The organism is Pseudomaricurvus sp. ABR4_320 (assembly GCF_056159445.1).
Genome location: NZ_JBSWVF010000001.1, coordinates 61,058 through 75,588, shown reverse-complemented (window position 1 = coordinate 75,588; position 14,531 = coordinate 61,058). Strand labels below are relative to the sequence as shown.

13 protein-coding genes are annotated in these 14,531 nt (G+C 50.9%); 6 read left to right on the top strand and 7 right to left on the bottom strand.

The annotated features are described in order from the left end of the window. Positions 1-40 precede the first annotated feature (40 nt). The gene (locus tag ACXAFR_RS00335; protein ID WP_475170417.1) at positions 41-1,405 is read right to left on the bottom strand and encodes an MmgE/PrpD family protein; all 1,365 of its coding nucleotides are present in this window, start codon (positions 1,403-1,405) and stop codon (positions 41-43) included. A gap of 350 nt (positions 1,406-1,755) precedes the next feature. Here ACXAFR_RS00335 and ACXAFR_RS00330 point away from each other — a divergent pair, with 350 nt between their 5' ends. The 4 genes from ACXAFR_RS00330 to ACXAFR_RS00315 all read left to right on the top strand — a co-directional run bounded on the left by ACXAFR_RS00330 (position 1,756) and on the right by ACXAFR_RS00315 (position 4,698). Beyond that, positions 1,756-2,994 carry a class I SAM-dependent methyltransferase gene (locus ACXAFR_RS00330; RefSeq protein ID WP_475170414.1) on the top strand — a complete coding sequence of 413 codons (1,239 nt, stop codon included), beginning with the start codon at positions 1,756-1,758 and terminating at the stop codon, positions 2,992-2,994. Beyond that, positions 2,991-3,353, top strand: a complete 363-nt coding sequence (locus ACXAFR_RS00325) for a hypothetical protein (RefSeq protein ID WP_475170410.1) — start codon at positions 2,991-2,993, stop codon at positions 3,351-3,353. Before ACXAFR_RS00330 ends, ACXAFR_RS00325 begins: the two co-directional genes overlap by 4 nt. A gap of 590 nt (positions 3,354-3,943) precedes the next feature. After that, positions 3,944-4,381, top strand: a complete 438-nt coding sequence (locus ACXAFR_RS00320; RefSeq protein WP_475170407.1) for an SRPBCC family protein — start codon at positions 3,944-3,946, stop codon at positions 4,379-4,381. Then, on the top strand, positions 4,378-4,698 hold the full coding sequence (locus tag ACXAFR_RS00315) for an ArsR/SmtB family transcription factor (protein WP_475170402.1): 321 nt from the start codon (positions 4,378-4,380) through the stop codon (positions 4,696-4,698). The genes ACXAFR_RS00320 and ACXAFR_RS00315 overlap by 4 nt, the downstream gene beginning before the upstream one ends. 24 nt (positions 4,699-4,722) lie before the next feature. Here ACXAFR_RS00315 and ACXAFR_RS00310 read toward each other — a convergent pair whose 3' ends face one another. Both ACXAFR_RS00310 and ACXAFR_RS00305 read right to left on the bottom strand, forming a co-directional pair. After that, the gene (locus tag ACXAFR_RS00310; protein WP_475170399.1) at positions 4,723-5,127 is read right to left on the bottom strand and encodes a PH domain-containing protein; all 405 of its coding nucleotides are present in this window, start codon (positions 5,125-5,127) and stop codon (positions 4,723-4,725) included. Positions 5,128-5,229: 102 nt separating this feature from the next. After that, the gene (locus ACXAFR_RS00305) at positions 5,230-5,874 is read right to left on the bottom strand and encodes an HD domain-containing protein (protein WP_475170395.1); all 645 of its coding nucleotides are present in this window, start codon (positions 5,872-5,874) and stop codon (positions 5,230-5,232) included. A gap of 111 nt (positions 5,875-5,985) precedes the next feature. Here ACXAFR_RS00305 and ACXAFR_RS00300 point away from each other — a divergent pair, with 111 nt between their 5' ends. Further along, positions 5,986-7,299 carry a DUF5690 family protein gene (locus ACXAFR_RS00300; protein WP_475170392.1) on the top strand — a complete coding sequence of 438 codons (1,314 nt, stop codon included), beginning with the start codon at positions 5,986-5,988 and terminating at the stop codon, positions 7,297-7,299. Positions 7,300-7,398: 99 nt separating this feature from the next. Here the strand turns inward: ACXAFR_RS00300 and ACXAFR_RS00295 are convergent, their stop codons facing one another. The 4 genes from ACXAFR_RS00295 to ACXAFR_RS00280 form a co-directional block, all read right to left on the bottom strand. Continuing rightward, complete coding sequence (locus ACXAFR_RS00295) at positions 7,399-8,250, bottom strand: phytanoyl-CoA dioxygenase family protein (RefSeq protein ID WP_475170387.1); 852 nt, start codon at positions 8,248-8,250, stop codon at positions 7,399-7,401. A gap of 12 nt (positions 8,251-8,262) precedes the next feature. Beyond that, a complete protein-coding gene (locus tag ACXAFR_RS00290; protein ID WP_475170382.1) occupies positions 8,263-8,970 on the bottom strand; it encodes an ureidoglycolate lyase in 708 nt (235 codons plus the stop codon). Then, positions 8,967-10,703: an alkaline phosphatase family protein gene (locus ACXAFR_RS00285; RefSeq protein WP_475170379.1), complete on the bottom strand. Its 1,737-nt coding sequence runs from the start codon at positions 10,701-10,703 to the stop codon at positions 8,967-8,969. Before ACXAFR_RS00285 ends, ACXAFR_RS00290 begins: the two co-directional genes overlap by 4 nt. Positions 10,704-10,780: 77 nt before the next feature. Then, positions 10,781-13,513: a TonB-dependent receptor gene (locus ACXAFR_RS00280; protein WP_475170373.1), complete on the bottom strand. Its 2,733-nt coding sequence runs from the start codon at positions 13,511-13,513 to the stop codon at positions 10,781-10,783. 230 nt (positions 13,514-13,743) lie between these two features. On the opposite strand from ACXAFR_RS00280, the gene ACXAFR_RS00275 reads away from it, so the two are divergent. Next, the gene (locus ACXAFR_RS00275; protein ID WP_475170370.1) at positions 13,744-14,469 is read left to right on the top strand and encodes a UTRA domain-containing protein; all 726 of its coding nucleotides are present in this window, start codon (positions 13,744-13,746) and stop codon (positions 14,467-14,469) included. Positions 14,470-14,531 lie beyond the last annotated feature (62 nt).

Sequence of the window (14,531 nt, the reverse complement as noted above, 5' to 3'; positions counted from 1 at the left end):
TTCCGCGTAGCTTAAAAGGAGGGGCTGAGTGTCTGTCTTGTTAAGCGACAGAGGCATCCATCAGTTGTCGAACATCGGCGAGGTCCTGTATCGCGCTGGTAATGGCCACCAAATGTTCGATCTGGGCTTCCTGCATGGGGGTCAATCCATCGCGGCAGCACTGGCGCATTTTCTGCAAATGCTGCTCGCCAGTCAGTGGCCGTTGGGGACTTCCCAATGTGGCTGGAACATGATGTTCAAAGGTGCGGCCGTCGGATAATGTCAGCGTCAGTGTTTGTGGGCTCATGGCGTTGGGGTCTTCACTGCCATCTTCAACAACACGCAATCTGGCTGCCAGCGCCAGGCGCTCTGGATTGTAGAGCTTGTCGGAATCGTAGCAATCAACCGCGACGCGCCCATCCATTAATAAGCTGGCGCCGGTGTACTGGAAGCACAGGCGAGCATAGCTGACCGGCATGTCATCGTGGCTGGTGCGCCCGATCAATCGCTTGATCAGTGGCGGGGCGGTCAGTGTTACCCCGTCGATCTCTGCCGCAGTAAAGCCATGGGTTTGCTGAAGAATCTGCAGTGCTTCCAGGCCACCGTGGCAGGCGCGTCCTGTAGGAAAGGGCTTGTGGGAGACGTGGGTGATCTGACCCGTCGAACCCAATTGATCGAGGGTTTCGCTGAGTTGGTCGGTTTTTTCGAAGAGCGAGAAGAATCCGAAAGGACCTTCAATCACATCTTGGGGGGCTTCTAAACCCGCTGCCGCCATATCCACCGACTGTACCGCGTTGCGTGCGTTGGTCGCTACTTGCATGGCGAGCATGGGTTTACCTTCCACATGGGCCTGCATGGTGCCGCCCAATTGACTGTAGGCAATGCCCAAGGCGTTGCGGGCCTGTTCCCGTGTGAGATTGCCGAGTCGTGCCATTGCCAGGGTCGCGCCCAGGGCACCGCAGATACCGGGTCGAAAAAAGGTGAGGGCAGAGGTTGCCGCGCTGCCGAGTAACGTCGCAATATCGACCGCTGTACTGATGGCGACCAGAAACTCGCGACCATCAACGCCGCCTCGACGCTCGCAATAGGCGAGAACGGCGGCCAAAATAACCGCCATGGGGTGCACCACCGCGGCCTCGTGAACGCAGTCGTATTCTTGATTGTGAATCTGCCAGGCATTGACCATGGCGGCGGCGGGCGCACTCAGGGCGTCACCGGAACAGAGTATTCGTGCTTCCGGTAAACTGCCCCAGCTTTGATTGAGCTCGATGAGACGCTGGCTAAAAGGAACTCGTGAACCGCAGATGCCGACACCCAGTGAGTCCTGGATAAAAATGTGCAGGCTTCGCACGGTCGCAGGAACGAGCTGCTCATAGTGGGTTTCGAAGGTGTGATCGAGCAGCCGCTCGACGGCATTGGCGGACATAGAATTGACTCCAAAGACTCAGTTGAGGAGGTTGTGCAGAGAGCAAGCTGTCCGCATAACGGGTGCGAAACGAACTGTGTCGTTAAGCATAATGAAATAACAATAATTCATATGTGCTTAGGCAGGCAAGGGCTCGTAGGCTACTGCTGATAAGTTCTTCAGCCCAAGCCAATGGCGGGCAAAGAACTGTGAAGATGTCTTCACTGGGAATCGCGAATTGACATTTATTAAAGCCGAGCGTTGGGCGTATGACGTAGAGTGGAGCAGCTTGCCAAAGTTGAAGTAAATATCATAAAGATATATCATTAAATTTATCTGCAGGTGCAGACATTTTTCAGAGGACATACACAATGACCACCAAGCGGAATCTGCCACCGGTCTGGAACAAGGTCGGCAAGCACGCGGTGTTTCCAGAAGCCCGCCACGACGAAATCGCCCGATACAATTTTCTGGCTAATATGAACGGACATCTGTCGTCGGCGATTTTGCCAGGCGTCCGTGAAGCCTACGAGACTCGTGCTCTGCCGGCTTTTGAGAAAAGCAAAGGACGCGCGCCTGAGAGTCGTCACGAAGTCCGTGAGATGATGAGTAAAGACCCTTACTACCAACTGTGGAGCGCATTGCGCCGCAGCACCATGGAAATGCGGCAACAAGCCGGTCGTTCACTGGTTCTGCGCCAGATCGACGAGATCAACGCTAAAGTCTCGGAATTTAACGATGGTGCCGATACTTTGGAGCTGGACCCGAGTGTCTGTGTGCCTCGTTATGTGAGTGCGGTGGATACCCACTGTATGCCGGGCAGCTATCACACGGCTCTGTTCGATGGTGACGTGAGCGCCGGTGCCAACTATGACAGTGGTTTGTTTGTCACTACCGCAGGCATGTTAGGTACCTGGACGGACGGCGGTGGTAAAGCGATTGCTGAGTGGTTGCAAAAAGAGTATCCAGAATTTAAGCCGAAACGCGTGCTGGATATCGGCTGTACTATCGGTCACAACATTGTGCCGATCGCTCAGGCATTCCCCGATGCAGAAGTGATTGCAGTCGATGTCTCTGAACCCGTACTGCGCTATGGGCACGCCAGAGCGAAAGCGCTCGGTGTTGAAAATATACGCTTTGTGCAAGCCAACGGTGAAGATTTGTCCCGCTACGAAGACGACAGTTTTGACCTGATCACCACCAGTATGTTTCTGCACGAAACCTCATCCCGCGCCATGCCGAAAATCTTTAATGAGATCAGTCGTCTGCTGGCACCCGGTGGCGTCGCTCTGCACCTTGAGCAACCTCAATACGAAGGTCGTCCGGTGTATGAGCAGTTTATTCGCGATTGGGACAGTTATTACAACAACGAGCCCTTCTGGGGCACCATGCATGAATTCGATATCGATCAGCTGATTGAAGACAGCGGGTTAGGGCGTGAAAATGCGTTCACCATCGCGATCTCTGCAAAAGCGGATTCCGCGATCTTCCCGAAAGCGGAGCATGGTTCAGCGACCGAAGATTATGGCCGGGCAGCAGCCTGGAATGTGTTCGGTGTGTGGAATAACGCGACCAACAGCAATAAAGATGATCAGGAGGCTGTCGCATGAGTGTCGATTACATTGCCGATGCCGGACGCAAAGCGAAAGGTAAGCGCCCATACTTTCTGGAAGCCAAGCAAACCGAACAACTGTTAAACATCACCATGTCACTGGCCGGTGAAGTTGCGGTAATGCGAGAGCGTATGGATACCATGGAGCGCCTGTTGGAAGCATCCGGTGCCCTGTCACGTGAGCAGATAGAAAGCTTTGTACCCGATCAGGAAGCTGCCGATCAGCGTCAGTTGTGGCACCAGGAATTTATCGCCCGCATTTTGCGTATTGTCCAGCAGGACCGTGAAGCCATTACAGAGGGCAAAGCAGGGCCTGAAGCGGTCGAAGATGTTGTTGATGAGTTAGCGAAAGGCTAATGATTTCCTCCTCCCTGGGTGAGTAACCTCATTCGGGGAGGGGCAGTCCCTAAAACGCGTTGCGAACGGGACAAATAACGTAGAAAGCGGGAAATAAAACTGGGTTTAAACAAGCATGCTGCCAAAGCAGCACAGCATGCCTATTACAACCTACTGTACGGAGAGAATTCTACCGACGCTGTATCCAAACTCCTCGAAACTCAAACGAATGGCATCTAAATCAACCTGCCCTTCGGGAGTTCTGAACTTCTCAATGCGCTTAATGCAAAGGCAACCATCTAGTTCTATTTGAACAAAATCCATACATCGTCCTCCGGTTGGGAGATCCTAACCTATCGGTTTTTTGACGGACTGACAAGTCGCTCTTTTGGATATTCTCCAAACGACGGATATTGTGGGGCTGTTCGCTATGCGCACAACTCATTTCCCGACAGAATGACGCATAAATCATTTTATGTGCGACATCGAAGGTGTTGAAATCCTCTATATGCAACCATATGGTTGCGCTAAGCTGTAGGCTGTGGCTTACTGAAAGCGCAATCCAATGGCAAACAGCACACGTCCAATTATCATCCTTCAAGGAGCATGTCATGCAAGACAGGATATGTCGTGAAATTGTGATTAACGCATCACCGGCAGCGGTTTATGAGGCGATTGCGAACCCTGAACGAGTCGTCGAATGGTTTCCTTCCAGTGTGGAGGGCGACTACCGTGTCGGCCAGCAACCGGTGTTAGGGTTTGGCGACCATGGCAAGAACCAGATTTATATTGTCGATGCCAAACCTCACCATTATTTTGCGTATCGCTGGGTGCCAGGGGCCAATCCGCACTTGGGCGATGTGCTGTCGGTTCCGAATACGCTGGTTGAATTTCACATCGAGCCCGTGGGCGACGATGGGACGCGATTAACGCTGGCAGAGAGTGGGTTTTCCAGTTTACCGGATGATTGGGCCGCGGAAGCCTTGGAACAGAACACCGGAGGGTGGAATTTCATGATAAATCGTTTGGAAACCTGTTTTAGTCCATGAACGAAATTGCGATTTATCGTGCGCTCGGCGACCCGGTCCGATGGGAGATTGTTCGCCGTTTGGTCGCCGGATCAAGCATCTCGTTGGGGGCGCTTTCTGTCGACCTGGGGATTTCCCGACAGGGCGCTCGCAAACAGGTGCAGGTCCTTGTGGATGCGCAGGTCGTGGCTCTATTGCCACAGGGGCGCCAAACTCACGTCACCTTGAATGTCAGCGCACTTGTGGTCGCGCAACAACAATTGCGTAACCTGGAATCTCAGTGGGACCAGCGCCTGTTAGCGCTCAAGCAGACTCTGGAAAGGAACGGCGATACCTAACAATCCGCCATTTTCCAAACGGTGTCATACCGGGTTTTTGCCAAGTGCTTGAACGAAGGCGTCTTTGTCTTTCGGTGAAACCAATAGGGATTTGCCTCCGGAGTGGCGTATTTGTAACCGATCCAAAGAGAGTGCCGGACTCGACAAAGGGTTTTTCGTGGCTGCGATTGAGGTGATGTTCTGCAGAGGGATCGTCCAGAAGAAGGGACCGGATGCAACTTTCAACGCCTGTTCTGTAATCCGATAACGTGTTCCGAGAAGCATCCAGATTGGCAATACCGTCCCTGCCAGAAAAATGATCATCGCAGAAAACCATTGGCCACTGGTGTTCTCCAATAAGAGCTTAACGACAAACACGACGCTTAGGATTGGTGTGCCAACAAGCACCACCGCGAGCCAAGCGTCAATTTTTGATTTAAACGTTTGCATCCCTGTCTCCCATCTTGGTTAGGGCTAGCCCATAGAGTTACGGAACTGCACGGTTTTATGGTAATGAGCTTGACCGGACTATGGCAAGGCAGTCGGCAGGGGTCAGTGTTCTTTTATCCGGTATTCTTGTTCCTGGTGCAGGTGCTCGCCAATCAGTCTCAACCATTCTGCCAGGGGCAGTGTCACCATTTCCGGTTGCTTGCCGCCGTCGTCGTAGAGACGCAGGCGAATCACGTCGTCCAAATGGGGGGTGGCTCGATAGTCTTTCACCTGCTGTTGCGACATTGGCCCGCTCTGTTGCGACAAGGTAACTCGGCTGGCGTTGGACAATTTTTTTAAATACTGGGGGTCGACGGCTGCCAAGTAGCGCTTTGCTTGCACATGCTCCCTGACCAAGTGCACGATTCTGGTTGAAAACCCCGCAGTGTATAGGTAGTCAGCACCAAGGTCAGCATGATTGGCGAAACCATAGGCATCCATCCCGTTGAGCTGCTTGTCCGCAGCAATAAAGTGACCAATATCGTGCAGAAAGGCCGCGATCGCCAGTTCAGTATCCTGGGTATCCTGCAGTGCGAGGCTGCCACACTGTTGGGCGTGTTGCAGTTGTGTGCAATCTTCTTCGTAAGTCTGTTGGCCGTAGGTTGTGAAGAGTTGATTGATGTAGTCGATCGTCATGGCGTGTGGCATGTCTATATTGGTATATACCAGAGTGGGAGGGCAGGATAGCGGATTTCCTGAGTCATACAAACCTCTTTCTATCGATATCGGCGGTATTTTATTCAAATCTGGTCTATGCCAAAAAGATGTCACATTTCATCGTTATTCTAAACGTTGACGATGTTCGTGATGATGATACCGATGGCTTCTCTGTCCAAAAAACTCAGCCAGTGCAATGTGTTCTGGTTTTCTCTGTACGCGACTTGCGCAGCATTTTGTACCTATTTTTCAATGTATGCCTTTCGCAAACCCTTTACGGTGGCGAGTTACGAGTCGGTTGATGGTTGGAGCTTCCTGCTCGATTTTAAAACAGCCATCGTGCTGTCGCAGGTGATTGGGTACGCTCTGTCAAAGTTTATTGGAATAAAAGTCGTATCTGAGCTTTCTGGTAATCGTCGTGCGTACGGCATTCTCGCCTTGGTCATGATGGCTGAATTGGCATTAATACTCTTTGCGTTGGTGCCGCTCCAGTACAAGTTGCTGATGCTTTTTCTAAACGGGCTCCCGCTGGGCATGATCTGGGGGTTGGTGTTTAGCTTTCTTGAAGGAAGACGAGTATCAGAGGTTCTTGGCGCCGGGTTGAGCATCAGTTTTATCGTTTCTTCGGGGGTGGTAAAAAGCGTTGGCAAATGGTTGATGTTGGATATGGGCATCAGTGAATTCTGGATGCCTGCTGTGACGGGCTTGCTATTTACACCCATGTTATTTGTGTCTGTGTATTTTCTTTCCTGTATTCCACGTCCGACGCCGGAAGATGTTGCAGAGCGTCATGCGCGCTTGCCAATGACGGCTGAAGATCGCTGGCATTTGTTAAAAAAGTACTTTCCCGGGTTGTTGGCTCTGGTGGTGGTCTATGTCATGTTGACCGCACTGAGGGACTACAGCGACAACTTTGCCAATGAAATATGGACACTACTCGGCTATGGTGATCAGCCGGGTATATTTTCAACGGCGGCTTTGATCACATCGCTGGTAATTTTAGCGCTGTTAAGTCTGGTGATGCTGGTAAAAAATAATCTCAATGCGTTGATGGTCAACCACGGCTTTATTCTTGTTGGCATTGCGGTTATTGGTGTTTCGACGTTTTATTTTAATTCTGGGGCTCTTTCCGGCGATGCTTGGATGATTTTGCATTCAACGGGTATTTATCTCGCCTATATTCCCTTTAATTGCCTGCTCTTCGATCGTTTTCTGTCCGTGGTCGATGACAAAGCGAACGCCGGGTTTTTGATCTACATTGCTGATGCGATGGGGTATGCCGGTAGTGTTGGAATTCTCGTTTACAAGAGTTTATTTGATGTACAACTGAGTTGGATTGATTTTCTGGTGAACTGTTCTTATCTCATCAGCCTCGTCGGGTCGATTCTGATTGTTGGCGCTATGCTGTATTTTTATCGAACCTTGTCTCGCAAGCGTGCGCCACTGGCACACGCAGGGTCTCTGACGGTTGAATAAGACATATTGAGTACACGCGCTGTTAATGCATTCGTGTAGTCCAATGCGGCATCCCTGTTTTCATCACCGTTTAATTCATCACCTCTTATTCACCAACCCTTAATCAGTAACCAGGCTGTCGTTATCGTAGTGGGTTGGTGTGGCAATATGAAAGCGGGGATGGCCGAAATTGGCGCGCTTGGATTCATAGTATGTTTCATAGTGATCACCGTCGCTGGCTAAATTAAACGTTAAAAAAAATGCTCGTCTCGACGACAGAGAATGGTTGATCGCCGATTGATGGGGGATATAAGAATCAAAGAAAATAATATCTCCCGGCTTCGCACATACAGGCGTCCAGAGCATTAAGTCCTCTAATTCCTGCCGTATTCTTCCGTGATTTTCTCCACCTTTGTCGGTGGGGAAACAGGGGTAATTTCCAAGTGGCGTGCTGATCTCTTCGATCAGCGGATGTTTTAGGTGTCGGTACTCCTGGCACATTTTCAAGGCTCCGTTTTCTTCCGTTGCCGCATCTAAAAAAATGGCAGCGGTAAAATACAGGCTGGGACCAAAGTCGGTGTACGCGGGCGCGTCTTGATGTGGGGTAAAAGCGCCGCCGCCAGGGCTTTTGATGTTGATCTTGTCTTTAAACAACGTGATTGGCTTTTTTATATAAGCGTTGATGGCCTGGGAGCAAGGTGTCACCAAAACATTTTTCAAGAAGGGTGAGCTGCCAGCAATGTACTCAAAGCGGCACAGAGTTTCTGGCTGCTTGTTTTCCGGAACCGCGATGAGTGCCTCGCCCGAGTGACGGTAATAGTCACTGTAGGATCCATTGTAATTAGCGATGGCTTGCAAAATGTTTTTGGCTTTGGTTTCAAGCCGCCGGTATTCTTCTTCGATTGCGACCAATAAGGTTGCATCTATCGCATTGGGTAATATTGCGAAACCCCGTTCGAGTAGTTCACTCATGAATTGTTAGGCTCATTTGTCGCTGTTAAAAAGTGTTGGCCCCTGGGTAGGGAGAGGCACAGAAAGATAGGTATTAAATTCCGCCACAAAATCACAGGCAACACAGGCGTGAACCCGGCCTTGTTTCCCCTTGAACCTTGCTGTCTTTGTGAGAGGAAAGACCGGTTGATGCCAAATATTGGGATAAATCTGAATACCAAAACTACCGTCGCAATAAAAGGCGACGAAATCATCGGGCCGGATATCATCACCCGGTAGCGCCAGTAAAGCGATAAAGGGTGTCGCATCTTCGGGGAAAAACACCTGACCACCGTCGCCATGATAGTTGGCTTCTCTGACCAGTACTCGTGAGACATCGACATTGGTGTCGTCGGCCTGGGCAAAGGCCGGGTCGTTAAACCAGCCGGTGATGTAATTGCCATCGACCGCGTGATTACGGCCCAACATCAGTCCGCCACAACGCTCAAAGTTGAATTGTCCTTCAGCAATGCCGCCTTCATTACCTGTTCCGTCCTCGAGTTCCCGCCATCCCGAGGTTGGCCAGGGAACTATGATCACATCCTCTTGCTCGTAGTCTGTAACCAGGCGCCCGTAGGGCGAAAACGTCTCAGAGTTGGCCACGACCAGAGGAACACGATGGGTTAGAATTCCGGGATCTTGTAAGGACGGCATAGAGTCGACGGCGATGCACAGATCCGGTGATGATGAATCTTTTTTCATAGATTTTTTGCCAAAGGTTTATCCGACTCTGGTTTTATAAAGAGATGTTCCGGCATGATCAGTCGTTTAAATCCGTTGGGCGGCTTGACCATAACGTCTAACCAATGACCGCCGTCTTCATTGAAATAATCGACGCGAATCTTATGGTAGCCCGGCGTTAAATCGACGGTGCCAGAACGTTCAATCACGCCATGGGCGCCGTCGTTATTGACGATTTCTTCTCCGTCGATGTACAACTTAGAGCCGTCGTCGGACGCCAGGTAAAAGGTATAGTCGCCTCCTTCGCTGATCTGCAGGTTACTGTCAAAACGAAGGGCGAATTGGGACGGGCGATTGGGGATGTCATCGAGCCTAAAGTGGTAGCTCGTACCGGTTTTAATTGGCGCCAGGGTATCGAGCACCGGCAGATAGTGCCAATTCTCACCTTCGTAATAGGAGAAACGAATACCGGCGGTGCTGGTGGTGTTTACCCCGTAAAAATACCCTCGTATCAAGTCACTCTGGGTATCGTCTGACCCAAACTGTCTGGCGGTCACAACCGCGGATTCATCCAGACGGAACGGCGCTTCATAGCGAGGGGATAGACGGGTAGGTGGGCTGCCGTCCAGGGTGTAATGTATCTCAGTATTGTTCTGGGTTGCCTCCATAGTCACGGTGATGGGGGTATCCAAAAATAGTTTTCCCGGCGGTTGATAAAGTTCGGCATCCGGGAGCAGTTTGGGCTTGGGCAGTGTGTTGGTAACTGTCGGTGCCGTCTGATTTTTTTCGGGGGCTGCAAACCCTTTGAACGCCGAGGTTATGGGTTGGCCGATCCAACTGGTGTTCGGCGTGATTTGCAGCGCCCAGGCGGCAGTTGCACCTATGTCGTAGGTGTAGACGAATTCTTCAATGGTATAGTGCTGCTTGACCATCGGCCCGGACAAAATGAGTGGGATTTGAATCTCATCCAGTGTTTCGCCCCCGTGACCATAGCCAATGCCACCGTGATCCGATGCGAGAATCACCAATGTTGATTCCTGCAAACCTGCTGTTTCGATACTTTCCAGAAGTGTTTTTACGTGGGAATCCGCATTGGCAACGGCCTGATAGTAGCCAGGTGTTTTATGGCCTTCGTGGTGTCCCGCATGGTCGACATCGTCCAGATGTACGAACAGGAGTTCCGGCGATTCTTTAACAAAAAAGTCGGCGGCGAGCTGCGTCGTTTCTTGATCATCCTTTCCATGCTGATCGTAGGTCAGCGCCGATCTTTCAATCAGTCGCGCGAAATCCTGCCAGGTGTATACTGCGGCGATATTGGCCTGTGGTTGTTGTGCGCGATACTCGCCAAAAAGTGTCGGGAAGATGGGCTCCAAGCCTGTCGTGATCGGAGGTAGTACAAAGTCATCTGCGGCCCAGCCGTTGGACGTCACCCCATGTTGTTCCGGGCCTGCGGCCGACAACATGGATTTCCAGTTACTACTGCTGGAGGTGGGTAAAACCGCTCGGGCTTGAAAGGTGTGGGCGCCATTAGATAGCAGGCGATCAATGGTTGGTGTTTCTGCATTGAGTATTCCATCCGGACTTAGGCCATCGATCCCAATAATCACCAGATGCTGAACGGCGGGCTGTAACTGTGTTTGTCTATCGTGGGTTAATGTTGCTGCGCACCCGCTCAATGCGCTTATAAATGCGGCGGTGGTCAACGCCTGAAAAATCTTTGCAGGTGTTTTAAGGTCGAATAGGTGTTTTACCAAAATGCTTGCTCCCAGCGAATATTTAGAGCCTGCTAACCTACCGGACGCCCAAGAACGTCCGGCGTATACAGCGATGTTTAGAATTCGTAGCGCAGTCCCAAACTGATTCTGCGCCCAGAAACCTGATACATGCTGGGGTAGTCTGGGTCGACTTGATACTCGGCAATGTCTTCGTCGGTCAGATTTATGACCTGAGCGAAGAGTTTAAACTGGTCGGTAAACTGATAGCCGGCAGACAGATCGTATTGGCCGTAACCTTCACGGTAAATGGGGTAGAGATTATCCTCTAGGCGGTCAACGTATTCGTCCACATAGTTGTAAGAAATCCGCGCGTCAAACCCATAGTTTTCGTAATAGAGTGTCAGGTTGTAGGTGTTTTCTGCGAGGCCGAACATGGGGATCTCAAGACCAATATCAGAAATATGGCCGTCGGTACTTTCAACGTAGGTGTAATTGGAATTAATGCCGAAGCCCGTTAGGTGAGAGTTGATTAAGGCGAATGGAAATTGCAGGATCATTTCCAGGCCTTTAATGGTTGAACCTTCACCATTGATGTAGGAATACACCTCAAATTCTTCACCCTGGTAATCTGCCGTTCCGGTTTTTGCTTCGGTGATAAAAGATTTTAGATCCTTATAAAATCCGGTGACTGAAAAGAGTGATTCATCGGCGAAATACCACTCGTAACCCAGGTCAAACTGCGTGGCTCTGAGCGGATCCAAATCCGGGTTACCCATATTAATGGTCTTGTCGTTGGTACTGATTTCCCGTCGACCGGACAGTTGACTGAGCGACGCTCGTGACATGACTTTGCCGGCAGAAAAGCGGACTAACATGTCGTCATTCAAGCTGAGGTTCATGTTCAGGCTTGGCAAAAAGTCGCTGTAGCTGGCATCGAAACTGACTGCGCTTTCACTCCATGCGCCATCGACATTTTGATAGCCATAGGATGTTTGGTCGGTATGGACATAGCGACCACCGATGTTGATGTCGAGGGGGAGTGCACCGATATTCAGGCTGAAATCTGCCATGACGTAGATACCCAAAACGTCTTCATCCACCTGGTAGTGGTCGTTATAGAAATAGTTGGGTTCAAGTCCGTCAATGTAGTAGTTGGCGCGGGCCCAATCGTTTGGAATCACCATCCAGCTGTTAAATTTGCCGTCAACATCTTCCATATAATCTGCTCCGGGAATCACATCCGTGACGGGAACCGCTTGATCAACCGGCAGTGGGGAGTCTATCCATTCTTCGGAGGTATACTGAGTGCCGCCTTCCCCCTGATAAATCGTCTCACCAGTGACCTCCGTCCAGCCATGATCGTATTCCATGGATTTTTCAGAGTAGCGAACGCCAAATTGAATGGACTCGGCCTGGGGTAAAAATTCGAGATCCAGGTCGCGGCGTGCATCGGCCTCATAAACCCATTTTTCGTCATCCACCTTGGTGTTGTCGAAATCCCAGAAGACAAAGCTGTAGTCAGAAACATCGGTGGCGAGATCGAAATTGTCAGACGTTCTTATCAAACCGTAACCGTTGTAGGTTTGTATCATGGTATCAAAGTGAGTCCACTTGGCCTGGGTACGTTGGTAAGTGCGCTCAGCACCGCTAAAGCCGATCAAACCGTCGATATCCCAGTCACCCAGTTGCCAATCTAGGGTGAGTCCGGTTTGCAGATAGTCCTCGTCGCGAAAGCGTTCGTAAGATTTAAATTCGTGCTGGACATTATCGAAGCTGCCGGAAGTCACGACATTGCGGCTGTCGATGGTTAAATCGTAAGCCCGGGTTGCATCTCCAGACCAGGAGCCAAATAAGTAGTCGTCTTCTTCGCCTTTAAAACTGCCGCTCATGACGTCAAGCCCCAACTCCAAGTTGTCCGTTGGGCGAATTTGAAAGGCGAAGGTCGCGCCCCATTTTTCCTGTTCATTCAAGATAATGTCATCGCGAACGTTTTCCGCATAGACGGCGTCTTCCGATACCCCTTCTGGCAGGGCAGCGTCTCTGGCGGCTTCTGCCGCTGCGGTCGCGGCAGTATCGTCAAAGCCTGCGGCAATGGCGTCGTCGTAGGTGATGTTGTAAGCGTCTTCGCGAATTGTGCCCAAGGTTTTAAATTCTGCCGTGTCGGCCTGGTCAGTTCTGACCGTGCGGTCTTCTTGAGAATAGGAGACCAGAACGCCCCATTTATCCTCGTGATTTTTACTGGCGAGGAAAGAGGCGCCGGTATCGGTTTCTTCCGACAGATCGTTGTAAAAGCCTTCACCTGTGGCAATGAATTTTGTTCCTTCGTAGTCAAACGGACGCGCTGTACGGATCGCGACCACACCCGCAACGCCGCCTTCTTCATCGGAGGCAACCGGCGATTTCTTTACGGTAACTGATTGAATAAGCTCGGAGGCAAACACATCAAAATTGACATCGCGACCGCCGCTGCCGGAGGCGGTCGACAGCTCATTAATGGTGGTGTGAGTGTATTCAACCCCTAGGCTGCGGACGTTAACCTTGGTGCCCAAGCCTTTATCCCGCTCGATAGCGACACCGGGAATGCGCTGAAGTGCTTCGGCGAGGTTTTGATCAGGGAAGTCAGCGATGTCTGTGGCGACGATGGAGTCAGTAAACGCCATGTTTTCGCGCTTAATATTGATGGCTTGTTTCAAACTCTGGCGATAGCTGCCGCCTTCAACGATCACTTCTTCAATGATTTCATCGGGCTGTTGAGCGGAGAGAGTATTGGAAAAGCTAATGGCAACAATGGCAGCCGCCAGCGGCGCCAATGGGAATTGGGGTCGTAATGTGACGTCGCGATGACGCATGGCCTAATCCTCAGGTATCTATTGTTGGTGAATCTCCTGCGGGTTATTTAACGCCTTGTATATGACATAATTATTTATCTGGACTATACCAGATAATAAAAGTCAGTATTGGTATAGTTTTTTTGATTTGATGGTTCACGTGCCAATTTCGGAGGGCCATTAAATTGAGTGGCCTGCGGTTTCTGGATAGACTGGCCGGCCAGATAGGCTGTTTCTCCGGTAAACCTGCAATGAAAGCGTCAAAAAGCCCCAAAACCTATTTATATCTTCGTGATGTGATCGCAGATCGAATCGCCAAAGGGGTTTACCAGCTCAACGACAAGCTACCGTCTGAACGGGAAATGGCTGAGGATTTACAGACGACACGCATCACCCTACGCGATGCGCTCAGTCAGCTGGAGATCGAAGGTAAGGTCTACCGGATGGATCGGAGGGGATGGTTTGTTGCGAGCGAGCGGCTGACCTTTAACCCCGTCGAAGATTTGGGGTTTATGACCAATGTGCGCAAGCAGGGGCTGGAACCGTCCACCGAGCTCCTCAGCTGTCAGGAAGTATTGGCCAGTCCGACTTTGGCGTCAGCGCTTAAGATCGAGGAAGGGGCGGCGATCTACCATCTTCAGCGGCGCCGTTCCATCAACCAGCGACCTGTGCTGATTGAAGATATCTATCTGGACGTGACTCGCTATCCGGGTTTGCCGCACACTCGGCTGGATAATTCTTTGAGTGTCGTGTTAGACGAAGTCTATGGTATCAAGATTCACTATTCAGAAATCCAGATCACACCCGTCGCTTTTAATGTGCCTCACGCTAAGAATCTGTTGGTGTCTCCGGGTACGCCGGCGATGCTCATTACCCGTACCGGGTATGATGCGGAGGGAGGGGTGGTTGAGTTTGATCGAGAATACTGGGTATCTGATGTCTTAAGAATTGAATTGCAAACCCAGGTGAAGGTTTAGCGTCCGGGCGGACGGTTGGTTAGGTGATGGAGGATCGTACTTTTCGTTGTGCTTAATTCGGC